We start from the raw sequence: 22,764 nt of genomic DNA on the forward strand, positions 1-22,764 counted from the left end.
CTCGTCGGGCTCATAACCCGAAGGTCGTCGGTTCAAATCCGGCTCCCGCAACCAATTTAAAAGGCCACTCAGATGAGTGGCCTTTTTTGTGCGCGCAAAACTCTGAGGCGCTCGTGTTGGCACCAGACCTCGCATGAATCGCTAACCTTTTGAATGAAATACGCTTTTTCCTTCCTTTTGATTGACATCGAGTAATCAGGCTGTAGAATGCGCCCCACAGACGCGGGATGGAGCAGTCTGGTAGCTCGTCGGGCTCATAACCCGAAGGTCGTCGGTTCAAATCCGGCTCCCGCAACCAAATCACGAAAAGGCCACTCAGACGAGTGGCCTTTTTCGTTTGCGCGTCTTTTTTGTCACGGACAGACAAGCGCGCCCCCTCTTTCGGCCAGTCAGCCGCGTCTTGTAACAACGGGTCCGTAGAATTAACTCTTTATCCGAAGCTAATTACCACATTCGCTATAACCATTCATGATAGCCCTAGGCCAGCCCGCGTCAAAAACAAAACTCTTTTCAACTCAATAAGTTGGCTCTCCTAAACACCTCGCGATCCCCATCCGCAACTTTTTTTTGGCTCCCTGGCTTGACTTGGTTCACGTTATGACGGATATATATTCGCAACAGGGAGCAATACGTTGCAGACCAGTTTAAGACCAACTGGACAGGTCAAGTTTTGCGGCGCGAGAGTTAAACCCCCTGCCTGATTAGTATCGCTTTTAATAAAGCGATGCGGGCTCGTTCGCCATAAGTATTGAGAGAGCCGGGACTCGCAGAGTGCCCGGAGCGCGGTAGCCATGCCTGATTCTCTCAAGGTCACACGCGGACGTTGGCCGATCGCAGATGACGGAATACGTACAAGTTATTCAAATCGACATGTAAATAAGTCGATGGCGGTAGCTTTGTCTAAATAAAAGAATATTTTAGATCGGCATTAACTTTCGTCACAGGCTAAAAGCCTACTGCCCAGGCATTACGCCGTAATCCTTTATTCCCACCCAGGACGCCGATCAGCAGCAGCGTGTAGTAGCTGCGGCTCGACAAACCGTTTCGCCTCGCCTTTGCGCAGGGAGAACTACAGTGTCAACGATCTTTTATGGAACGGAAGATCAGGACAAGGCATTGATTGCGCGGGATATCAATCAGAATGGCTACGCCTGCATACCCGGCTACTTGAACAATCTGCAACTAACTCAACTGCGCGAGCAGGTTCACGAGCAGGCTCGACAGCATCATGGTGAATATTTTGCTCATCATGACGGTGAACAGGTAGCGGGCTCGTTACTTGCCACGTTGAGCAGCGCGCCGGAGTTCCAGTCGCTGCTGGACGACGTTTACCAGCTCGGCGCGGGCAAGGCGGCGCCAAGCAAGCGCATCTACCTGGTGATGCGATGCGTGCAGGGGCAGACAGGACGCAAGGAGTCGAACTGCTTCCACTACGACGCTTCGCTGGTTACGGCACTGCTGCCGGTGGAAATCCCGCAGGACGGCGACCAGCGCGGCGACCTGCTGGTATTTCCCAACCTGCGCAAGCTTCGCAAGTACGTGCTGGTCAACGTGGTGGAGAAAGCACTGCTGCAGAACAAGTTGAGCCGCAAACTGATTAGCCGCGCGATAGGCCTCGGGCTGCTCAAGCCACAGCGCCTGCAGCTGGTACCCGGCAATCTCTACCTGTTCTGGGGTTACCGATCCCTGCATGCCAACGAGCCTTGTGATCCGGCGCAGCTGCGCGCTACCGCGATCTTCCACTACGGCGATCCCCACGCCGGCAGCCTGATGACCCGAATGATCCTCAGACACAACCAACGCAGGGCACGGCGGGCTAGTGCGATCGGCGCGCATCAACCTGTCTGAGCGCGCATCTGTAGCACCCAGCGATAACCCCCGAATGCCATTCGGGGGCGGCTGAGCTTCGATAAGGAAATCACCATGATCAACGTGACCAAGTCGTACCTGGGCAGCAAAAACAAGCTCAAGGCTTACATTGACAGGATCTACAACACCGGCTGGCTCACCAACAACGGACCGTTAGTGACTGCACTCGAGCAACGACTCAAGGACTACCTCGGGGTGAGGAACATCATCCTCACCAACAACGGCACCATCGCGCTGCAGATTGCCTATCGAGCGCTGGGATTGACCGGCAGCGCCATCACCACCCCCTTCAGCTTCGTTGCCACCACCAGCTCGCTGCAATGGGAAGGCATCAAGCCGATCTTCGCCGACATCGATCCGGCGACCTGGAATCTGGACCCGGAACAGATCGAGCGAAATATCCAGCCCAACACCTCCGCCATCGTCGCGACGCACGTATTCGGCAATCCTTGCGATGTCGAACGCATCGAGCAGATCGCGCGCAAGAACAATCTGAGGGTCGTCTACGACGGCGCCCATGCGTTCGGCGTTCGTCACAAGGGGCGGTCGGTCTACGACTGGGGCGATATCAGCACGCTGAGCTTCCATGCGACCAAGCTGTTTCACACCATCGAGGGTGGCGCCATCGTCACCAACGACGACGCGCTGGCCGATCGCATCCGTCTGCTCTGCAACTTCGGCATCGTCGACACCGACCAGATCGAAGGCATCGGCATCAACGCCAAGCTCAACGAGTTCTCTGCCGCGATGGGCATGTGCGTACTCGACGACATCGAGCTGATTTTCGAATGCCGGGCGGAGATCGGCCATCGCTACGAGCGGCGCCTCGGCGAGCATTTCGAGCTGCAACGACCGCAGCCCGAATCCCAGTGCAACTACAGCTATTTTCCCGTTGCCCTTGCCGACGAAAGCCAGCTGCTGCGCTGCCGCTCGCAACTGAACGAGAACGGCATCAACCCCCGCCGCTACTTCTACCCCTCGCTGGACACGCTCGACCATCTGCAGCCGCAGGTACCACAACCACGCTCGCGAGCGTTGAGTCGCAAGGTCCTGTGCCTGCCGATCTATCCCGGGCTGCCGCGCAAGGTGCAGGAGAAGGTCATGCAGACGTTGATCCAGGAGGCAATCCACAGCGAGCAGTCGAGCCGCACGCTGTTCCAGCCCCTTGCCGAAGCGTTCGGGCTGTTCAACGCCGCGGAGCGCCTGCCGGGCGCCGACTACCCGCGCATGCCCCTGACATCCGGAGGCCAGCAATAACCCATGTCAGATCCCAAGCGGTTATCGGTGATCCGCAACACCAGCCTGAACTACCTCGGGCAGGCGTATGCCCTGCTTGTCGGCATTATGATCCTGCCGTTCTACCTGAAGCACCTCGGCGCCGAAGCCTACGGCCTGATTGGTTTCTTCGCGGTGCTCCAGGCCTGGTTGCAGTTACTCGATGCCGGGATGTCGCCTGCACTGGTCCGACAGGTCGCGCAGTACCGCGGGCAGGGCGACCTGTCCGCCGCGCCCGGCCCCGCCGGGCGCCTTCTGCGCTCGTTCGAGCTGCTGTTGCTACCGATTGCGCTGGCGACCTGCGTGGCGATCTACCTGAGCAGCGGCTGGATCGCTGGAACCTGGCTGCAGGCCCGCGAATTGGGTACCGGCACCATCATGCAATGCATCAGCCTGATGGGCCTGATGGTCGGGCTGAGGCTCTATGCAACCCTGTACAAAAGCGGACTGCAGGGCGTCGAGCTGCACGGCTGGCTGAACGCAGCGAACGTACTGATCGCTACCCTGCGTTACTTCGGTGGCCTGATTCTGGTCGCCCTCGTGTCGCAAGATCCGCTGGACTTCTTCCTGTTCCAGACGGCCGTCGCCCTGGTGGAAACGCTCGCCTTCGCCAGCAAGGCTTATGTGCAACTGGCCAGCCCACGTTTGCTCACCGGCATCGACTGGCGCGTGGTCAAGCCGGTGCTGCCATTTGCCGGCGGCATGTTCTTCACCTCGCTGCTGTGGATCGTGCTGACCCAGCTGGACAAAGTGCTGCTTTCCAAGGTGCTGCTGCTCAAGGAGTACGGCTACTTCTCGCTGGTGGCGCTGATCACCACCGGCATCATGACTCTGACCAACCCCTTGGTGCAGACGCTGTTGCCGCGCATGACCATGCTCGTGGCCGAAGGGCGAATCGCCGAGATGGAGCGGCTGTACCTGAACGCCACCCGCTTCGTCTGCAGCGTGCTGTTTCCCATCGCTGCGGTGATCGCCTGGCACGGTCAGGCGCTGATCTACGCCTGGACTGGCGATGCTGCCGCTGCCCAATGGAGCGAACGAATGCTGTTCTGGTACGTGCCGGGCAGCGCACTGATGGCGGTCGGTGCCTTCCAGTTCTACCTGCAGTACGCCTACGGCCAGCTGCGCCTGCACATCTGGTACAGCGTGGTTTCCACCGCCATCAGCATGCCGATCGTGATCTACGCAGCGCTTGCACACGGCGCCTACGGTGCCGCACTGGCGTGGTTCTTCCTGCGCCTGGCGACCTTCGTGATCTGGCCACCGGTGGTGCACCGGCGGTTCGCGCCCGGCCTGCAGGGCACCTGGGCACGAGACATGTTGCGGATCACTGCGGCGACCGTGGTCGGCGTGGCACTGGGCGAACCGCTGTTCCTGCTGATCGTCAGCGACAACCGCTTTGACATTCTGATGGCGCTGGCCGCAAGCGGGTTCATCTGCCTGCTGCTGGTCGCGGCGACCTCGAAATCACTGCTACTCAAGCTTCATCTACTCATCACCAAGCGAGCATCCAAAAATGGAATTGAAGAGCGAGCAAGCCTTGATTGAACGTTGGGGCGGCAAGACCGAACCGCTGCTGAGCATCGTCTGCCTGGCCTACAACCACGCATCTTTTATAAGGAAGGCGCTGGAGAGCTTCCTCCAGCAGGAAACGGATTTCCCTTTCGAGGTTATCGTCCACGACGACGCCTCGACTGACACCACCGCCGCGATCATCGCCGACTACGCGGCGCGCTACCCCAGTATCATCAAACCGATCTACCAGACGCAGAATCAGTTCAGCCTCGGCGTGCCATTCAGCACGCGGCTGTTCGCCCGTGCGGGGGGCAAATACATCGCCTATTGCGAAGGCGACGACTACTGGACTGATCCGACCAAGCTGCAGCAGCAGGTGGACTTTCTCGAGCAGCATCGTGACTACGTGATCACCTATCACGATGCGTTCATGTTCAACAGCCAGGGCATCATCCAGAGCCCGCAGCTGACCGGAAAGCTGCGCAAGGACGCCACTGCGCTGGAACTGATGCAGGGCCGTCCGCTGTCGACGCTGACCGTGTGCTTTCGCAACCTGATTCAGGAACTTCCGCCGGAACTGCTCGGGGTGAAAGTGCTGGATATCTGCTGGTGGTCGCTGCTCGGCGCCTACGGCAAAGGCAAGTTCATGGAAGGCATCAGCCCCGCCGCCTACCGGGTGCACGAGGGTGGCATCTTCTCCATGCAGCCGAGCAGACAGCGCATCCAGATGGCCATGCATGCCCACTACTCCCTGGCGCGCTACTACAACCGCATCGGCAACAACGCGCTCTACGAGTACTTCCTGATCCAGGTGTTCGGCGAGTGCCTGTCGCTGATCTCGCCGTTCAGCAAGATCCAGGCGCTTTCAACCATCGCCCAGAACATCAGCCTCAACCTGCTGCGCCGGTTGAGCCCACGGCTGGCCAGGAGCTGATCAGACCGACCCCGCTTCTTTGCAAAAACGCACCATGAGGAAGGATTCCCAATGACTGCCTTGACCCGCTCTTCGCTGGAATATGACGCGGACAACCGCATCGACCTCGCCGGAATAATGCGCACCGCCTACGATCACAAGGCGCTGATCATCACCATTACCGGCCTTTTCGCTGCACTGGGCGTGCTCTATGCCCTGATCGCCACGCCGATCTACCAGGCGACCGCGATGATCCAGATCGAACCGAAAAAAGCCGCGATTACCGGCGTACCGGAAATATCGGCCCGGCCGGATTCGGTGTCCCAGGCGGTCACTGAAATCTCCCTGCTCAAATCCCGCGCCGTGCTCGGCAGAGCCGTCGAGGAGCTAAAGCTCTACATCGTCGCCAAACCCCATCACTTCCCGGTGTTCGGCGCCTTCATGGCGCGCAAGCATGACCCGGCGACTGATGGCGCGCTGGCCACCCCGCTGTTCGGCCTGACCGGCTATGCGTGGGGTGGGGAAAAGCTCGAAGTATTCCAGCTCGATGTGCCCGAAGCGTATCTGGGCGTGGAGCTGACGTTGATCGCCGGCACGGCCGGCAGCTTCACGCTGCATGACGACGAGCAGCAGCTGATTCTGCGCGGCGAGGTCAATGAAGCTGTGGAGAACCAGGGCTTCAAGGTGCAGATCGCCCAGCTGGAAGCGCGTCCTGGCACCGAATTCCAACTAGTCAGGAACCGCCCGCAGACCACCGCGCTGGATTACCAGAACCGCTTGAAGGTCGGCGAGGCCGGCAAGGATTCCGGGATCATCTACATGTCCCTGGAAGACCCGGACCCGCAGCTGGCCAGCCATGTGCTGGACGAGATCAGCAGGCTGTACGTCAGCCAGAACATCCAGCGCAGTTCCGCCGAGGCGGCCCAGCGCCTGGACTTCCTGCGCTCTCAACTACCTCAGGTACGCAAGGAACTGGAGAAGGCCGAAGCCGCGCTGAATGCCTACCAGACCAGCTCCAAGTCGGTGGATATCAGCATCGAGACCAAGGGCGTGCTGGACCAGATCGTCGCGCTGGAAACGCAGATATCCGAACTGTCGCTCAAGCGCGTGGAGTACGACCGCCTCTATACCCGCGAGCACCCGACCTATCGCACGCTGATCACCCAGATGAACGAGCTGCAGGCGCAAAAGGCACAGCTGCTGAAGAAGGTCGACGCCCTCCCCATGACGCAGCAGGAGTTGCTACGCCTCCAACGTGACATGGAAGTCACGACCCAGACCTACACGCTGCTGATGAACCAGGCACAGGAGCAAGACATCCTGCGCGCCGGCACCATCGGCAACGTGCGCATCATCGACAACGCCTACTCGATGACCGAGAAGCCGTCGAAACCGGTCAAACCGCTGGTGGTGGCCATCGCGATCTTCGTCGGCCTGCTCGTCTCGGCGGCAGTCATCCTGCTGCGCCAGGCCTTCTACCGCGGTGTGGAAAGCCCGGACGTGATCGAGAAGCTTGGCGTACCGGTTTATGCCGGCCTGCCCTACAGCGCCTCTCAGGATCAGCTCAATCGCAGCCGCAAGAGCCGCGACGGCAAGACCCGACTGCTCAGCCTCACCGAACCGACCGATCTGGCGGTCGAATCGCTGCGCAGCCTGCGTACCAGCCTCAAGTTCGCCATGCTCGAGGCGCGCAACAAAGTGCTGATGATCACCAGCCCGACCCCTTCGGTTGGCAAGTCGTTCGTGTCCAGCAACCTTGCTGCGGTGATCGCGCAGACCGGCCAGCGCGTGCTGCTGATCGATGCCGACATGCGCCGCGGCTACCTGCACACGCTTTTCGGCATGGCGCCACGTCACGGGCTGTCGGATGCACTGGCCAGTGGCCTGAACCTGGCGGAGATCACCAACCGCACCGAGCAGAAGAACCTGCACTTCATCTCCGCCGGGTTCTCCGCGCCGAATCCGTCCGAACTGCTGATGCACGACAACTTCTCCCGCCTGCTGCGTGAAGCGGAAAAGCTCTACGACTTCATCATCATCGATACGCCGCCGGTGCTCGCGGTGACCGACGCCGTACTGGTCGCCCAGCAGTCGGGCACCAACCTGTTGGTGGCCCGCTTCGGCCTCAGCACCAGCTCGCAGATTGATGCATCCAAGCGGCGGCTCGCGCAGAACGGCGTGCTGCTCAAGGGCGTGATCCTCAATGCCGTGAAGCGCAAGGCCTCGACCTCGCCGTACGACAGCGGCGCCTATGGTTATTACACCTACACCCAGCAAGCCTGATCGCCAGACAAGGAGGTGCACCGTGCTCAGAACCGTCTCGATGATGCAGCCCTACCTATTTCCGTACCTGGGCTACTTTCAGTTGATCGCGCTCAGCGACGTATTCGTGCTGGGTGACGACCTGCAATTCGTCAGGGGCTCCTGGATGAACCGCAACCGAATTCTCGTCAATGGCCAACCCAAGCTCATCAGCTTCCCGCTGAAGAAGGGCCATCAGACCGAGCGCATCAACCAGCGCTGGCTCTGCGACGACTTCGACAAGGAAGCCGCGGGGCTGATGCTGACCCTCGAGCGTTGCTACGCCAAGGCACCCCAGCGCGATGCGGTGCTGCCGCTGATCCGCAGCATCCTGCAATGCCCGGAGCGCAATCTGGCGCTGTTCACCGAAAACTCCCTGCGCTGCCTCTGCGCCTACCTGAACATCCGCACGCCGATCTACCGCGGCTCCAGCCTCGATTTGCCAGCGAAGATGGACATGCAGGACCGGGTCATCCAGATCACCCACCGGATGGACGGCGAGCTCTACCTCAACCCCATCGGCGGCATGGAGCTGTACTGCCCTGCCCGCTTCCGCGCCGACGGCTTGCTGCTGCGCTTCCTGCGCATGGATGACATTACCTACACGCAGCTCAAGCATCCGTTCGTACCGTCGCTGTCGATCATCGACGTGCTGATGTTCAACAGCCGCGAAGAGATCAAGGAACTGCTGCAACGCTTCAGCGTGGTCGAGGGGACAGGAAAAAAGGGCAACGCTGACACTGGCGTGACGACATTCCGCCTGCCATCGGATTGGGGCAGGCCAATCAGGGAAGGACATCCCATGACATCGAGCAATACCGCACGCTGGTACCTGATCCAGACCAAGCCTCGCCAGGAGGCCCGCGCCGAGGAGCACCTGTTGCGCCAGCACTTCGAGTGCTACCGCCCGCTCAAGGCGCCTGCGCCCTTGCGCGGCTCACAGGGGACCAAGACCGGCGAGGCGCTATTCCCCGGCTACCTGTTCATCCGCCTGGATTGCATTCACGACAACTGGTACCCGATTCGCTCCACTCGGGGCGTCAGCCGCGTAGTTAGCTTCGGCGGCCAGCCGACGCCGGTACGCGACGAGCTGATCGAACAGTTGCGACAGCGCCTCGCCCAGCCGCAGACCATGGCGGCGGCGCCGTTCTCACCTGGCGAGCGGGTCCAGGTCAGCGGGGGCAGCTTCAGCGACATCGAAGCGATCTTCGTCAGCAGCGATGGCGAAGAACGCTCCGTCATCCTGCTCAACCTGCTGCAGCGTGAACAGAAGGTCCGGGTGCCCACCCGTTATCTCCAGTGCTACTCCTGAGCCAGGCGAGTGCCCTTGGGGCCATGCGAGCAGCCTGACAGGTTCAATCAGCGAGCCAACCGATGAAGATCCTATTCCTCAATGCGTTCTACACCCCGCATGTCGGCGGCGGCGCAGAAGTCATCCTCCGGCACCTGGCCGAAGGATTGCAGCGGCGTGGTTGTGAGGTGGCAGTGCTGGCGACCGGCCCGGACGCCGGCTTGAACATGCAGATTCAGGACGGCGTGCGGGTCTATCGCGCCAACCTGGCGAACAGCTATTGGCATTACACCCAGCAGCGTCCCAGCCGCGTCGCCCGCCTCGGCTGGCACTACCGCGACCGCTACAACAGCGACATGCGCTGCCACGTGCGCGCGGTGATCGAGCGAGAGCAGCCGGATATCGTGGTCTGCAACAACCTCACCGGCTGGTCGATCTCCGCCTGGGACGAAATCACCGCCGCCGGCCTGCCGATCGTCCAAGTGCTGCACGACCTGTACCTGCTCTGCCCGAAGGACACCATGTTCAACCACGGCAAGAGCTGCCAGCGCCAGTGCGGTATGTGTTCGGTGTTCCGTCTCCGCCACGCCGGCGCCTCGGCGCAAGTGGCCACGGCGATCGGTGTCAGCCGCTTCGTGCTCGAGCGCATCACCGCACAGGGCTATTTCAGTGGCGCGCGCCAGCATGTGGTGCACAACTGCACGCCGGCCAACCCCGGTCAGGGCAGCAAGCCCAGGCAGCGCAGCAACCATCCACTGCGCTTCGGCTATATCGGCACGCTGTCGGAGAACAAGGGCGTCGGCTGGCTGATCGAGCAGTTCCAGCGGCTGGACATCGATGCGCGGCTGGATATCGCCGGGCGCGGCAAGCTGGACTACGAAGCCCGGCTGAAGGCCATGGCCGATCCGAAGAAGGTCAGCTTTCTCGGCTACTGCGACAGCGACGAGTTCATGCAGAGCATCGATGTGTTGGTGGTGCCGTCGCTGTGGGGCGAGCCGTTCGGCCTGGTGGCCGTCGAAGGCTGCGCCAACCACCTGCCGGTGATCGCCAGCAACATGGGCGGGCTGCCGGAGATCATCCGCGACGAATGCAACGGCCTGCTCTGCTCGCCCGATGATCCCGACTCACTCGGCATCGCCATGCTCTGGCTCTACATCGACGGCGCACTGCGGCAACGGCTCGCCAGCCAGGCACGGGCCAGCGTGCTGCCGCTGCTGGATATGGAACGCATGCTGGATCAGTACCAGACCATCCTGCGCGAAACACTTCAGGGAACGAGAATCCACCATGAACCAGAGCCTGCTGATTACCCCGCGGCGACGCGAATCGAATCCGTTGGCCTTCGACAAGCCGACATTGTTGACGCTGGTCGTCGCCTCGCTGCTGCTGACTGAAACCTTTTCCGGCGCACTGCGCTACTACTTCGACATGGCCGGGATTTCCTGGCTGCTGTACCTGCCCAAGATTGCCTGCCTGATCGCGCTGGGCCTGGAGCTGCTGCGCTACCGCGGCTGGCCGGCGTTCTGGCTGGTGCTGCTGGGGCTTGTCACTTCCGCCCAGCTGGCACTGATGCATGGCGCGGAGCTGGCCAACATCGGTTTCAGCCTGTTCATCTACATTCCGCTGTTGTTCGGTCTGATCTGCGGCCGCCATGTGGAGTTGCGGCTCGGGCTGCTGCGCCGAATCATCGGCTTCTGCCTGATTGCCTGCTTCGTCGGCATCGCCCTGGACATGCTCACCAGCGTGCCGTGGAAGGGCTACAGCTACATGGTCGGCGAGGTGGAACTGAGCGCCAACCGCTCGTGGGCGTTCGACGACATCGACCGCATCGGCGGCTTCGCCCGCATGTCCACCGCGCTGTCGGTGATGATCGCGATCTACAGCCTGTTCATCGCCGCATTCATCCAGCCGCGCGTGCTACGCCTGATGCTCTACATTGCAGCGCTGATCGGCATCGTGCTGACCACCAACAAATCCACCGCGGCGGCCTACGTGCTGACCCTGCTGATGCTGATCGTCACGGCCTACCGCTTCGCCAGCGCCACGGCCTTTCTGATCGCGGTGCTGGTCGGCCTGATGCTGCCGTTGTTTAGCCTGGTGCTCAGCCTGGACCCCAACGCCGCGAACAACGGCTCGCTGCTGGCCTCATTCGCCGACCGTCTGATCAACAGCTGGCCGAACTTCATCGGGGTCATCACCCGCGAGGGATGGGGCTGGTGGGGCGCGGGATTCGGTGCGGTGGGCAGCGCAGGACAGGTCTATCCCGTACCGGGCCTCGAGCTGCTGAGCGTCGCCGACAATACCGCGCTGTACCTGTGGGGCATGCTCGGCGTGTTCGGTGTGCTGCTCTACCTGCTGATCTTTCCGCTGATGCTGCGCCTGCATGAACGGGGCCCGCGACTGCGCAGCGCGCTGCTGCCGATCGTTTTCTGCATCTGCCTGGTGGCCTGGGCCACGGATGTACTGGAGGTGTCCATCGCCACGCTGTTCCTGGGCCTGGCGATCTCCCACGTGCTGACCCCGGCCCGCGCCCCGAGCAACAACCTGGCGGCGCAGCGGTTGCCCGAGTTGCAGCACCTGACCTGAGACCTACCTTCACGGATGATCCACATGACGAAGCGCTCTACCCCGCTCAACACCCTGCTGCTGGGCGGCTTGCTTGGCCTTGCTCCGTTTACACCGGCCCAGACCACCGAGGAGCCTTTCGTGGTCGGCGTATGTGCCCATGAACTGCACAAGGGCGACCCCAGCGGCCGCGCCTACGCGATGATGCGCGATGCCGGCATCACCTCCGTGCGCACCGACGCCCACTGGGCCTATGTCGAACGCCGGCCCGGGCAATTGAAGATCGAACCATCCTGGCACCGTTACCTGAAGGCAACAGCCGCTCACGGGCTAAGCACCCAGTTCATCCTCGGCTACGGCAACTCGCACTACGGCGGTGGTGAAAAGCCCCGCAGCGAGCCGGTAAGGGCGGCATTCAATCGCTATGTCGAGTTCATCACCGAAGAGCTGCAAGGCAAGGTCGCCTATTACGAGATCTGGAACGAATGGGACGTCGAGGACCCGCGCGACCCGGAATTCACCCAGGATTACGCGCGGCTGATCGCCGATGCGTCCGGGATCATCCGGCAGCGCGCGCCCGGCGCCAAGGTGCTCGCCGGCGCCGTGACCAGCCAGGGCATCGACTCCGGTTTCGCCCTGCGCCTGCTGGAGAACGGCCTGATGCAATCGGTGGACGGCCTGTCCTTGCATCCCTACGTGCACTGCCGCGGCTGGCGGCGCAACACCCCAGAGGCCTGGATCGAATGGATGAGCGAGGTCGACAAGGACCTGACCCGCGCCGCCGGACGCCCGGTACCGCTCTACCTGACGGAAATGGCCTGGCCTGCCCACCAGGGCGCATGCGGCATCGATGAAAGCCTGCAGGCGGCCTACCTCGCCCGCGCCTTCTTCCTGGCCAAGACGCTGCCGAGCATCAAGGGCATGTGGTGGTACGACTTCCGCAACGATGGCACCGACAAGACCGAGCGCGAACACAACTTCGGCCTGGTACGGCAGGACTTCACCCTCAAGCCGGCTTATTCGGTGCTCGCCTCCATCAGCCAGATCGTCAGCCAGTACAGCTTCCTCAGCCGCGAAGAGAAAACCCCGGGTGACGTGGTGATGCTGCGATTCGCCCGCGGAGACGATGAACTGATGGTGGCCTGGAGCACCGGCAAACCGAGGACCGTGGAGCTGCAGAACACCGAAGGCCAGGCGGGCCAGGTGGCGCTGATCGATACCGCCCAGCCCCAGCACGGCCGCGTGGTCACCAGTACCGAGTGGAAGTGTCCGGGCAAAGGCCAGGCCTGCAGCACCGAGGTGGAGCTCGATGGATTCCCGAAAATCATCAGCCTGCGCGCGGTGCAGAACGACGGTTGACCCCTGTCACGACATGCACTGACCGCACGACCGGCCACCCAGGCGAAACGCAACCGGACCAGCACGCGCTGGCCAACCCGCATTGACCGCCACGCACCACGCATCGCTTCGCCAGTCGCCAAAGCCGCCACCTGCCAGCGTTCGCCGCTGGCCAGCATCCGGCGGCGCACGCCATCCCCGCAAGGAGAGCCCTACATGATCGCCATCAACGCCCGTTTCCTGACTCAGGAAACCCGCGGTGTGCAACGTTTTGCCGAACAGGTCTGCCTGGAGCTTGCCGCCATGCGCAAGGACCTGACATTCATTGCACCGGACGACATCCGCATGCACGCCAGCGCCGAGCGCCTGCAGGTGCGGCGCATCGGCCGCAACCACGGGCATCTGTGGGAACAGCTGGACCTGCCTCTGTGGCTGGCGCGCCATGGCTATCCGCCGCTGGTATCACTGTGCAACACGGCACCGCTGATCTACCGCAACCAGATCGCCACCCATCACGACATCACCTACGTGCGCCATCCGGAGAGCTATTCGCGCGCCTTCCGCAGCGTCTACAAGGGGCTCACGCCGCTGCTGCTCAAGCGCATCAAGGCGCTGATTACCGTCAGCGACTTCTCACGCAAGGAAATCGCCCGCTACTACGGCTACCCGAGCGAGAAGATCTGCGTCGTCCCCAACGCGGTGGCGGCCAAATTCCATCCGCCGAGTGGCGCGGATCGCAGCGGCAATGCCAGGCCATACGTGCTGGCGGTGTCCTCCCCGAACGCGCACAAGAACTTCGCGCGGATGGTCGCGGCCTTCCTCAGCCTGGAAGGCTTCGATGACGTGGAACTGCACATCGTCGGCGACTCGCACTCGGTGTTCTCCGGCTCCACCTCCAGCATTGATGGCAATCCACGCGTACGCATTCTCGGCCGGCTGAACGACGATCAGCTGGTGCGCGAATACCAGGGCGCCACCGCCTTCGTGTTCCCTTCGCTCTACGAAGGCTTCGGCATTCCGCCGCTGGAGGCCCAGGCCTGCGGGTGTCCGGTGATCGCCGCCCGGGCCGCGTCGATACCCGAAGTGCTCGGCGAGAGCGTGCTCTATTTCGAGCCCCTGAACATCGAGGACATTGCCCGCTGCATGCGCCACGTGCTGCAGGACGCGCGCCTGCGCGACGACCTGCGCACCCTCGGCCTGGCCAACGTCGAGCGCTACTCCTGGAAGCGCTCGGCGCAGACCGTGTCGCAGCTGATCGACAAGGCACTGATGGGCAAACCCAGCCCGCCGTCCTTTATCGCCTGGTCATCGGACCGCCCCTGATGCCCGACGAATGCAGTCCCGACACTCAACTCCATCAATCAAGCGAGGCAGACCATGGAACGGTTGGCGCATATCGACGCGCTACGCGGCAGCGCAGCCCTACTCCTGATTTTCCAGACCCTGCTGCTGCCACTGTCAGACGGCTGGGCACTGCAGCACGCCTTGGACCCCGGGCTGCTGGCGATGCTCTGGTTCCTGCTGTGCTGCGGTTTCATCGTGCCGGCCAGCCTGCATACCAGCGTCGACGGCGGGCGAGGCTTCGTCGTCCGCCGCCTGCTGCGCCTGCTGCCGGTCTACCTGCTGGCGGTGCTGCTGACCGCCATTCTGTTGCCGACGGCACCGGCCTGGCTGCCGGGTGTGGCCGCGCCGGGCAGCGCCATGGCGTTCGAGGTCATCGGCGCTTACGGAGCGCTGCCGCCAATCCTGCTGTTCTACGGGTTCTGCCTGCTGCTGCAGGTGCTCGGCCTGTTGCACAGCGTCAGTCTGCGGACCAGCTGCGCGCTCGTGCTGCTGGCGGTGGCGCTGCTGCTCGCCCTGGCGCGGCAGCTGCTGGGCACAGAGCTACCGGTCACGCTGCCGCTGGCGCTATCACTGATGTTTTTCGCGTCACTCAGGTACGAGGCCAAGCATGAAAGCAGCAGCTACGCCCGCAGACGAGCCCGCGAATATGCGCGCTACACGCTGCGAATCTACCTGCTGGTGCTGCCGATCATCTTCCTGGCCGGCTGGTCTGCGGACGCAACCGCCTGGCCCCGGGACCTGCTCACCTATGCCCTGGCCATCGTGACCTTCCTGCTGGTCACCAGCCGGCTACCGCTACGGGCACCGCCGCTCGTCTGGCTTGGAAGCCTCAGTTACTCGCTCTATCTGTTGCTGCCAGCGATGCAGCGCCTGAGCGAGCTGCTGACCCAGGCGCTCGGCCTGAGCGGCCCGACCGCCAGCCTGGCTGGCGTTGTGTTCGGCCTGCTGCTGGCCCTCGGCAGCGCCCAGCTCTGCCGACAGTTGCTGGATCTACCGCTGGCTCACGCCGGCAGGCGCCTGACCAGACAACACGACCTGATGCCACTGGCACGCCTGCACAGCCGCTGAGGCTCACCGCCTCGCTGCTCACTCTTTCTCGATCAAGGATGTCATGCCATGAAAGTTGCCATCGTTCACGACTGGCTGGTGACGTATGCCGGCGCCGAGCGCGTGCTCGCCGGGCTGTGCGCCGTCTGGCCGGACGCCGATCTGTTCGCCGTCATCGATTTTCTCTCCGATGCCGACCGTGCCCACCTCGGCGGCAAGCGCGCCACCACCACCTTCATCCAGCAACTGCCGAAGGCGCGCACCCATTACCAGAAGTACCTGCCGCTGATGCCGCTGGCCATCGAGCAGCTCGACATGTCCTCGTATGACCTGATCATTTCCAGCAGCCACGCAGTGGCCAAGGGCGTGCTGACCGGGCCGAATCAGCTGCACATCAGCTACGTGCATTCGCCCATCCGCTACGCCTGGGACCTGCAGCACCAGTACCTGCACGAAGCCAGCCTGGAGCGCGGCATCAAGGCCAAGCTGGCGCGCATGCTGCTGCACTACATGCGTATGTGGGACCAGCGCACCGCCAGCGGCGTCGACGAGTTCATCGCCAATTCGCACTTCATCGGCCGGCGCATCAACAAGAGCTACCGGCGCCCATCCACGGTGATCTACCCGCCGGTCGACACCCGCCAGTTCACCCTGCACGAGGCCAAGGAAGACTTCTATCTCACCGCCTCGCGGATGGTGCCCTACAAGAAGATGCCGATGATCATCGAGGCGTTCGCGGCCATGCCGGACAAGCGCCTGATCGTCATCGGCACCGGCCCGGAAATGGAAAAGGCCCGTGAAGCGGCCGGGCCCAATGTCACCCTGCTCGGCTACCAGAGTTTCGAGGTGCTGCTGCAACACATGCAGCGCGCCAAGGCGTTCGTCTTTGCCGCCGAAGAAGATTTCGGCATCGCGCCCATCGAGGCCCAGGCCTGTGGCACGCCGGTGGTCGCCTACGGGCGCGGCGGCGTACTGGAAACCGTGCGCGGGCTCGAACATGCCGAACCCACGGGCGTGTTCTACCCGGAGCAGACCACCGCCTCGCTCATCGCCGCCATCGGCGAGTTCGAGGCCCAGTGCTCGCGCATCACACCGGAAAACTGCCGACGCAATGCCGAGCGCTTCTCCAGCGAACGCTTCCAGCAGGAAATCCGCGCCTTCGTCGACGCGCGCCTGCGCGAAGCCAGGGCCTTCGACCTTCAGCAGAGCTCGGCGCCCTTGCCGGCCCCCAGCACGCCGCTCTACCCGGCAGCCGTGGCGCCGATCAAGCACGCCTGATGCGTTTACCCATCAACCCCATTCACTTACGAGGTTTCAAGGATGAACACAGTAAAGAAGTGGATGAGAGTGACCCGAGCGCTCGGGTTCGCTCTCGTTGTAGTGATCGAGCCAGCCAGCGCTGCGGTGAACGCCGACACGCTGATCACCGAACCGACCGACCCGTCCAGCCAGTTGCCTGCCTGCACCAGCGCCGGCAGTGCGAGCGTCATCGCCTACAGCGACTCGTCAACCGACTCCACGCCACGCTGTGGCTCCAATGGCGGCGGGCAGCAGGAAAGCCCATCCGGTCATCAACCGTATCGATTCGCGGAACCGGCGTCCGGTTCGTTCTGGAGTCCGCCGGCAGACAGCAGGCGCTATTCATTCTGATCCGGGCCGTTACCGCACCGGGTTATGCAGGAGCACAGGCATGAGCACAGAAGAAACATCCAGAACGTCGCTGATTCTGGCCGATGGCTATTCCTACACCGAACTCATTCCCGCACCCGGCGCGCCTGACGGACCGTCGGGCAATGGATTCATCCGCATCTTCCACGCCTTCTTCAGCCCCAACGAAGAAGGCACGACAGCCGACGTGCAGCAGGCCGACTGCCTGTCGTTGGCCACGCCTGAACAGAGCTGAGGAGATATTCCGTGCAGAACACCGCGCGCGTCGAACCCTGCAAGCAGAGTGCACAGGCAGCCGCCGCCAGCGCCGGCGAGATGCCGGTGCGACGGCAAACCACCATCGTCACGGTGACCTACGGCGACCGCCTGGTTTACCTGCGCCGACTGATCGAGCAGGCCTTCGCCTTCGAACAGATCACCCGCGTACTGGTGGTCAGCAATGCCTCGACCGCACCACTCGAACAGCTCACCAGCCGCTGGCCAGGGCAGGTGCGCATCATCCCACTGGCGCAGAACACCGGCTCGGCCAACGGCTATGCCGTGGGGCTGGAAGCGGCGCTGGCCGAAGGCGCGCAGTACATCTGGATGATGGATGACGACAACGGCCCCACCGCGGCCGCGGTGCGTCTGCTGCATGAAGAACTGGCGCGAATGGCGGACGAGGTAGGGCTGCATCGTGCCGCCGTGCTGGGCTTTCGCCCCAGTCAGCAGGAAGACATCGCCCGCGGCGTACCGAGCCGTTTCGCCATCCAGCCACGTTCCAGCTACTTCGGCTTTCACGTCGCGCAGCTGCCGTACAAGGTCTGGCGCCGCCTGCCCTGGGGCCGGCCAAAAGGCACGCCGCCGCGGGCCATCGACCTGCCGTTCGCCCCCTATGGCGGCATGCTCGCCCATCGCAGCCTGTACCAGGCGATCGGGGTGCCCTTGCGCGAGCTGGTGCTCTACGCCGACGACACCGAGTACACCCGTCGCATTACCGCCAAAGGTGGCCGTCTGCGTCTGGTGACCGATGCGCTGATCGACGAGCTTGAGCTGTCCTGGAACATCAAGGCGCACACCCGCAACATCTACGAAGCCTTCCTGCTCGGTGATTCCGATTTCCGCGCCTACTACACCGCCCGCAACCAGGCCTGGTTCGACACCTACGTCTGGGCCGCCTCACCCTGGCTCTATCGGTTGAACCGAAGCATCTTCCTCGGCCTGCTGCGGCACGTGGCCCGGCGACAGCAGGTTCCGGAACGGCTGCAACTGATCGAGCAGGCCATCCGTGACGGCGAGAACCGTTCGCTGGGGATGCATCAGACCTTTCCGTTGCGCTGAACCCATTCCAAGGAGGAGCCGATGCACGCGCCAACCACCGCGCCAAGAGACAACAACTTCGATTTCCTGCGCTTCTTTGCCGCCTCGATGGTCGTGTTCGGCCATAGCTACGGCCTATCCGGTCAGGCGGACCGGGAACCTCTGCGCCTGTTCAGCGGCAGCTACGACTCGGCGGATATCGCCGTACACGTGTTCTTCGTGATGAGCGGTTTCCTCATTGCGGCGTCCTGGCTGAACAGCCGCAGCGTGCTGGATTTTGCCGCCAAGCGAGCCCTGCGCATCATGCCGGCACTGATCGTCTCGGTGCTGTTCGTGGTCCTGCTGATCGGCCCGCTGGCCACCGAGCTGCCGCTTGGCGATTACTTCACCGCCCCCGGCACGCTCGCCTACCTGGCCAACGCCGCGCTGATCACCGAGTTCCGCCTGCCCGGCGTATTCGAGGCCAACCCGTTTCCCCACAGCGTCAACGGTTCGCTCTGGACACTGCCTTACGAAGTGCTGATGTACGCCACCGTGCTGACGCTCGGAATCGTCAAGGTCTTCGGCCGCAGCAGCGCGCTGATCGGCCTGATTCTGATGGTGGGTGTGCACTTCCACCTGATGCCGATCTACGAGATGCAGAGCGACCTGCTGCGCAAGGCCACTCGCCTGGGAATGTTCTTCTATACCGGCGTGCTGCTCTATCTGTACCGGCAGCTCGTTCGCTGGAACTGGAAAATCGCAGCTCTGCTGGTTGCGGCCAACCTGGTGAGTGCCCGCACCGATCACTGGGAGCTGGTGCACGTGCTGACCCTGCCCTACCTGACGCTCTACCTCGCCCAACTGCGCATTCCGAGGCTGTCCGGCTTCGGCAAGGCCGGCGACTTCTCCTACGGCCTGTACATCTTCAGCTTCCCGGTCCAGCAGCTTCTGATGCACTGGACCGACGGCCAGTTGCCACTGATTCCCTTCATGCTGCTTGGCTTCGCTGCCAGCCTGGCGCTCGCGGTGCTGTCCTGGCACCTCGTCGAATCGCCAGCGCTTCGGCTCAAGCGCTACCTGCCGCGCCAGAGCCCCTCAACGGCGCCGGTAGTTGCGACATCCAATCGCTGATCGCTAAAAATCCTCTACGGGACTGGCGAGCGCGTCCTTGAGCTTTCTTGCCTCCAGTTTAGGAAACGAAAAACGGACGGCAAGTATCGAGTCAGCGCCGTCATCCATTATCACCAGCTCAGCGACACGCGTATTGTCCTTGGCGGCAGCTACGGCTGTCGTGACATTAGGATGCTTCTTGGCGCGATCCAGGCCTTCGATGAAGGTGTAGGTTAGGTTTCCTGCGTTAGCCGCCACGCTTTCGTAACTGGACAACTTTGCTGCGAAATCCTGCCGGCTGCTACGGCGGTCCAGATCAAGAAGATCAAGCTGCGAACTGGCATCAGCCAGTGAGACAAGCGCAAAGGTCTTAGCCAGCGCAGCGACCGCCTGTACATAGGCCTGCTGCTCAAAAGCTGACAACAGACTGACCATATAAAGCTTGTCGCCGGAGAACAGTAAAGCGGCGGTAAAAGCGTGCCCCACGAATTTGACGTCATCTATGCACAGTGCGGTGGCGCCAATTTCTACAGAACAATCGTAATAGCCAGCCTGATTGCTGTATTTGCTGAACGGCGCGCCATACACATGCTCCTTGAACAGCGCATCATCGGCCAAAGCGCTCGTGCACAACGCCATGGCAGCGGTCATCGCCAGGCTTTTCAATAGCAACGTTTTCATGAAGTCCATTTCCCCTGTTGAATGAAGGCGGCGATGATAGCCTTTTGACACCTCATGCAACACGATCGCAGTACGACCGCCGCATGCGACCAATGGTTCGAGGTTTAGCCCAGCCAGACCGCCACGCTCCCGGCCAAGGCAATGGAACGGTGAACCGCTGAACGGACGAGCGCTCCCGCTTTCAGTCTGGCTAAAAAATGCTCAGCTCTATATACTCGCGCGCCTTTTTCATGCGCGGTTTTCGAGGTTCAAAGTCGATGAGCAAAACGCCAACAGTCGGATTCGTAAGCTTGGGTTGCCCCAAGGCAACGGTCGACTCTGAACGCATCCTCACCCAGCTGCGCATGGAGGGCTATCAGATCGTGCCGTCCTACGAGGATGCCGATGTGGTGGTGGTCAACACCTGCGGTTTCATCGACAGCGCCAAGGCCGAATCGCTGGACGCCATCGGCGAGGCGATCGCCGAGAACGGCAAGGTGATCGTCACCGGTTGCATGGGCGTCGACGAGAACAACATCCGCGGCGTACACCCCAGCGTGCTGGCCGTCACCGGGCCGCAGCAGTACGAGCAGGTGGTCAATGCGGTACACGAAGTGGTGCCGCCGAACATCGAGCATGACCCCTTCGTCGATCTGGTGCCGCCGCAGGGCATCAAGCTCACCCCGCGCCACTACGCCTACCTGAAGATTTCCGAAGGCTGCAACCATACGTGCAGCTTCTGCATCATTCCGTCGATGCGCGGCAAGCTGGTCAGTCGTCCGGTCGGCGATGTGCTCAGCGAAGCCGAGCGCCTGGTCAAGGCCGGCGTGAAGGAAGTCCTGGTGATCAGCCAGGACACCAGCGCCTATGGCGTCGACCTCAAGTACAAGCTGGACTTCTGGAACGGCCAGCCGGTCAAGACGCGCATGCTCGAGCTGTGCGAGGAGCTGGGCAAGATGGGCGTCTGGGTGCGCCTGCACTACGTTTATCCGTACCCGAATGTCGACGACGTGATCCCGCTGATGGCCGCCGGCAAGATCCTGCCGTACCTGGACATCCCCTTCCAGCACGCCAGCCCGAAGGTGCTCAAGGCCATGAAGCGCCCGGCCTTCGAAGACAAGACCCTGGCGCGCATCAAGAAGTGGCGCGAGATCTGCCCCGAGCTGACCATTCGCTCGACCTTTATCGTCGGCTTCCCCGGCGAGACCGAGGAAGACTTCCAGTACCTGCTCGACTGGCTGACCGAAGCCCAGCTCGACCGCGTCGGCTGCTTCCAGTATTCGCCGGTTGACGGCGCACCGGCCGAGGTCATGGGCCTGGAACCGGTACCGGACGAGATCAAGCAGGATCGCTGGGACCGCTTCATGGCGCACCAGCAGGCCATCAGCGCCGCGCGCCTGCAGCTGAAGGTCGGCAAGGAACTGGACGTGCTGATCGATGAAGTGGACGAGGACGGCGCCATCGGCCGCTCCTGGGCCGACGCCCCGGAGATCGACGGCATGGTCTACATCGACAGCGAGAAACCGCTGCAGCCGGGCGACAAGGTCCGCGTGCGCGTCACCCACGCCGACGAGTACGACCTCTGGGCCGAAGTGATCTGATCCGCCCCGCCTAACGAAAACGCCCCGCTACTGCGGGGCGTTTTCGTTTCTGGCTACGCGCAACGGTCGCTGCACACCAATTAGCGCCAGCCGCGTAGGGTGGAAAACGGCGAAGCCTTTTCCACTGCCGGGCTACGGGCTCGTCAACGCTGCGGAGGTTGCCGCACCGGTGCGCCGTTGGCCACGTAGTAGCTCGCCGTGCTGCGCGGCAGCGGCTCGCGACCGCGAATCCGGTCGGCGATCTTCTCGGCCAGCATGATGGTGGTGGCGTTGAGGTTGCCGGTGATGATCTGCGGCATGATCGAGGCATCCACCACGCGCAGCCCTTCCACCCCATGCACGCGCCCCTGCCCGTCCACCACGGCCATATCGTCCGTGCCCATTTTGCAGGAGCAGGACGGGTGGTAGGCCGTCTCCGCGTGCTCGCGGACGAAGGCGTCCAGCTCGGCATCGCTCTGCGCTTCCACACCCGGGTTCAGCTCGCGACCACGGTAGGGATCGAGCGCCGGCTGGGCGATGATCTCGCGGGTGAGGCGAATGGCATCACGGAACTCGCGCCAGTCCTGCTCGTGGGCCATGTAGTTGAACAGGATGCTGGGATCGACCCGCGGATCGGTGGAGCGAATCTCGATGCGGCCGCGACTGGGTGAACGCATAGAACCGACGTGAGCCTGGAAGCTGTGGCCGTCATGGGCGTTGCTGCCGTTGTAGCTGACCGCCACCGGCAGGAAGTGGAACTGGATGTTCGGCCATTCGAACTCGTCGCTGCTGCGGATGAAGCCACCAGCCTCGAACTGGTTGCTGGCACCGATGCCGCTGCCGAGGAACAACCATTCGGCGCCGATGGCCGGCTGGTTCCACCACTTGAGCGCCGGGTACAGCGACACCGGCTTCAGGCATTCGAACTGCAGGTACATCTCCAGGTGATCCTGCAGGTTCTGGCCGACACCGGGCAGCTCCTGCACCAGCGTGACGCCGAGCTTCTT

General features: G+C 62.6%; 19 protein-coding genes, 2 tRNA genes and 1 pseudogene (1 of these 22 cut by a window edge). 19 read left to right on the forward strand and 3 right to left on the reverse strand.

The window, feature by feature from the left end:
- From RT582_RS15960 to RT582_RS16030, 15 genes and pseudogenes are all read left to right on the forward strand, one after another.
- Positions 1 to 54: transfer RNA gene (locus RT582_RS15960), tRNA-Met, on the forward strand (it extends 123 nt beyond the left edge of the window).
- A 167-nt stretch (positions 55 to 221) separates the two neighbouring features.
- A tRNA-Met gene (locus RT582_RS15965) sits at positions 222 to 298 on the forward strand.
- A 776-nt stretch (positions 299 to 1,074) separates the two neighbouring features.
- On the forward strand, positions 1,075 to 1,848 hold the full coding sequence (locus tag RT582_RS15970; protein ID WP_036999343.1) for a hypothetical protein: 774 nt from the start codon (positions 1,075 to 1,077) through the stop codon (positions 1,846 to 1,848).
- A gap of 75 nt (positions 1,849 to 1,923) precedes the next feature.
- Complete coding sequence (locus RT582_RS15975; protein ID WP_125460472.1) at positions 1,924 to 3,126, forward strand: DegT/DnrJ/EryC1/StrS family aminotransferase; 1,203 nt, start codon at positions 1,924 to 1,926, stop codon at positions 3,124 to 3,126.
- Between the two features lie 3 nt (positions 3,127 to 3,129).
- On the forward strand, positions 3,130 to 4,692 hold the full coding sequence (locus RT582_RS15980) for a lipopolysaccharide biosynthesis protein (protein WP_313478447.1): 1,563 nt from the start codon (positions 3,130 to 3,132) through the stop codon (positions 4,690 to 4,692).
- Positions 4,661 to 5,593 carry a glycosyltransferase family 2 protein gene (locus RT582_RS15985; protein WP_104098208.1) on the forward strand — a complete coding sequence of 311 codons (933 nt, stop codon included), beginning with the start codon at positions 4,661 to 4,663 and terminating at the stop codon, positions 5,591 to 5,593. Before RT582_RS15980 ends, RT582_RS15985 begins: the two co-directional genes overlap by 32 nt.
- A 51-nt stretch (positions 5,594 to 5,644) precedes the next feature.
- Entirely contained in the window at positions 5,645 to 7,855 is a 2,211-nt protein-coding gene (locus tag RT582_RS15990; protein ID WP_313478451.1) for a polysaccharide biosynthesis tyrosine autokinase, read from the forward strand.
- Between the two features lie 43 nt (positions 7,856 to 7,898).
- Positions 7,899 to 8,495: pseudogene (locus tag RT582_RS15995) on the forward strand (WbqC family protein); the annotation flags it as partial.
- 180 nt (positions 8,496 to 8,675) lie between these two features.
- The gene (gene rfaH, locus RT582_RS16000; RefSeq protein WP_255849020.1) at positions 8,676 to 9,185 is read left to right on the forward strand and encodes a transcription/translation regulatory transformer protein RfaH; all 510 of its coding nucleotides are present in this window, start codon (positions 8,676 to 8,678) and stop codon (positions 9,183 to 9,185) included.
- Positions 9,186 to 9,247: 62 nt separating this feature from the next.
- Positions 9,248 to 10,558 carry a glycosyltransferase family 4 protein gene (locus RT582_RS16005; protein ID WP_313478454.1) on the forward strand — a complete coding sequence of 437 codons (1,311 nt, stop codon included), beginning with the start codon at positions 9,248 to 9,250 and terminating at the stop codon, positions 10,556 to 10,558.
- Entirely contained in the window at positions 10,452 to 11,750 is a 1,299-nt protein-coding gene (locus RT582_RS16010) for a hypothetical protein (RefSeq protein WP_313478456.1), read from the forward strand. Before RT582_RS16005 ends, RT582_RS16010 begins: the two co-directional genes overlap by 107 nt.
- Before the next feature lie 24 nt (positions 11,751 to 11,774).
- Positions 11,775 to 13,088: a hypothetical protein gene (locus RT582_RS16015; RefSeq protein WP_313478460.1), complete on the forward strand. Its 1,314-nt coding sequence runs from the start codon at positions 11,775 to 11,777 to the stop codon at positions 13,086 to 13,088.
- Between the two features lie 195 nt (positions 13,089 to 13,283).
- On the forward strand, positions 13,284 to 14,390 hold the full coding sequence (locus RT582_RS16020) for a glycosyltransferase family 4 protein (protein ID WP_003300523.1): 1,107 nt from the start codon (positions 13,284 to 13,286) through the stop codon (positions 14,388 to 14,390).
- A 54-nt stretch (positions 14,391 to 14,444) separates the two neighbouring features.
- Complete coding sequence (locus RT582_RS16025) at positions 14,445 to 15,479, forward strand: acyltransferase (protein ID WP_313478462.1); 1,035 nt, start codon at positions 14,445 to 14,447, stop codon at positions 15,477 to 15,479.
- 48 nt (positions 15,480 to 15,527) lie between these two features.
- Positions 15,528 to 16,736, forward strand: coding sequence for a glycosyltransferase family 4 protein (locus tag RT582_RS16030; protein WP_313478464.1), 1,209 nt, complete (start codon positions 15,528 to 15,530; stop codon positions 16,734 to 16,736).
- Positions 16,737 to 16,762: 26 nt separating this feature from the next.
- On the opposite strand, the gene RT582_RS16035 is transcribed toward RT582_RS16030, so the two are convergent.
- The gene (locus RT582_RS16035; RefSeq protein WP_278378930.1) at positions 16,763 to 16,948 is read right to left on the reverse strand and encodes a hypothetical protein; all 186 of its coding nucleotides are present in this window, start codon (positions 16,946 to 16,948) and stop codon (positions 16,763 to 16,765) included.
- Between the two features lie 200 nt (positions 16,949 to 17,148).
- Here RT582_RS16035 and RT582_RS16040 point away from each other — a divergent pair, with 200 nt between their 5' ends.
- The 3 genes from RT582_RS16040 to RT582_RS16050 are packed head-to-tail and all read left to right on the forward strand — an operon-like array spanning position 17,149 to position 19,538.
- Positions 17,149 to 17,361 carry a hypothetical protein gene (locus RT582_RS16040; protein ID WP_125898216.1) on the forward strand — a complete coding sequence of 71 codons (213 nt, stop codon included), beginning with the start codon at positions 17,149 to 17,151 and terminating at the stop codon, positions 17,359 to 17,361.
- Positions 17,362 to 17,372: 11 nt separating this feature from the next.
- Positions 17,373 to 18,446: a glycosyltransferase gene (locus RT582_RS16045; protein WP_191122209.1), complete on the forward strand. Its 1,074-nt coding sequence runs from the start codon at positions 17,373 to 17,375 to the stop codon at positions 18,444 to 18,446.
- 21 nt (positions 18,447 to 18,467) lie between these two features.
- The gene (locus RT582_RS16050) at positions 18,468 to 19,538 is read left to right on the forward strand and encodes an acyltransferase family protein (protein WP_191122208.1); all 1,071 of its coding nucleotides are present in this window, start codon (positions 18,468 to 18,470) and stop codon (positions 19,536 to 19,538) included.
- 3 nt (positions 19,539 to 19,541) lie between these two features.
- On the opposite strand, the gene RT582_RS16055 is transcribed toward RT582_RS16050, so the two are convergent.
- Positions 19,542 to 20,198 (reverse strand): hypothetical protein, encoded by a 657-nt coding sequence (locus RT582_RS16055; protein ID WP_313478469.1) that lies wholly within the window; start codon positions 20,196 to 20,198, stop codon positions 19,542 to 19,544.
- 257 nt (positions 20,199 to 20,455) lie between these two features.
- On the opposite strand from RT582_RS16055, the gene rimO reads away from it, so the two are divergent.
- The gene (gene rimO, locus RT582_RS16060; protein WP_031297814.1) at positions 20,456 to 21,778 is read left to right on the forward strand and encodes a 30S ribosomal protein S12 methylthiotransferase RimO; all 1,323 of its coding nucleotides are present in this window, start codon (positions 20,456 to 20,458) and stop codon (positions 21,776 to 21,778) included.
- A 143-nt stretch (positions 21,779 to 21,921) separates the two neighbouring features.
- Here rimO and RT582_RS16065 read toward each other — a convergent pair.
- Positions 21,922 to 22,764 (reverse strand): GMC oxidoreductase (locus tag RT582_RS16065; RefSeq protein ID WP_313478473.1); only part of this gene is annotated, 843 nt, incomplete at its 5' end.

The sequence above is a fragment of the Stutzerimonas kunmingensis genome (assembly GCF_032106285.1).
GTDB lineage: Bacteria > Pseudomonadota > Gammaproteobacteria > Pseudomonadales > Pseudomonadaceae > Stutzerimonas > Stutzerimonas kunmingensis_B.

Coding starts and splice junctions, on each gene's coding strand:
- RT582_RS15975 (WP_125460472.1), top strand. CDS start 1,924: ATGATCAACGTGACCAAGTCGTACCTGGGCAGCAAAAACAAGCTCAAG.
- RT582_RS15980 (WP_313478447.1), top strand. CDS start 3,130: ATGTCAGATCCCAAGCGGTTATCGGTGATCCGCAACACCAGCCTGAAC.
- RT582_RS15985 (WP_104098208.1), top strand. CDS start 4,661: ATGGAATTGAAGAGCGAGCAAGCCTTGATTGAACGTTGGGGCGGCAAG.
- RT582_RS15990 (WP_313478451.1), top strand. CDS start 5,645: ATGACTGCCTTGACCCGCTCTTCGCTGGAATATGACGCGGACAACCGC.
- rfaH (WP_255849020.1), top strand. CDS start 8,676: ATGACATCGAGCAATACCGCACGCTGGTACCTGATCCAGACCAAGCCT.
- RT582_RS16005 (WP_313478454.1), top strand. CDS start 9,248: ATGAAGATCCTATTCCTCAATGCGTTCTACACCCCGCATGTCGGCGGC.
- RT582_RS16010 (WP_313478456.1), top strand. CDS start 10,452: ATGAACCAGAGCCTGCTGATTACCCCGCGGCGACGCGAATCGAATCCG.
- RT582_RS16015 (WP_313478460.1), top strand. CDS start 11,775: ATGACGAAGCGCTCTACCCCGCTCAACACCCTGCTGCTGGGCGGCTTG.
- RT582_RS16020 (WP_003300523.1), top strand. CDS start 13,284: ATGATCGCCATCAACGCCCGTTTCCTGACTCAGGAAACCCGCGGTGTG.
- RT582_RS16025 (WP_313478462.1), top strand. CDS start 14,445: ATGGAACGGTTGGCGCATATCGACGCGCTACGCGGCAGCGCAGCCCTA.
- RT582_RS16030 (WP_313478464.1), top strand. CDS start 15,528: ATGAAAGTTGCCATCGTTCACGACTGGCTGGTGACGTATGCCGGCGCC.
- RT582_RS16035 (WP_278378930.1), bottom strand. CDS start 16,948: ATGACGCTCGCACTGCCGGCGCTGGTGCAGGCAGGCAACTGGCTGGAC.
- RT582_RS16040 (WP_125898216.1), top strand. CDS start 17,149: ATGAGCACAGAAGAAACATCCAGAACGTCGCTGATTCTGGCCGATGGC.
- RT582_RS16050 (WP_191122208.1), top strand. CDS start 18,468: ATGCACGCGCCAACCACCGCGCCAAGAGACAACAACTTCGATTTCCTG.
- RT582_RS16055 (WP_313478469.1), bottom strand. CDS start 20,198: ATGAAAACGTTGCTATTGAAAAGCCTGGCGATGACCGCTGCCATGGCG.
- rimO (WP_031297814.1), top strand. CDS start 20,456: ATGAGCAAAACGCCAACAGTCGGATTCGTAAGCTTGGGTTGCCCCAAG.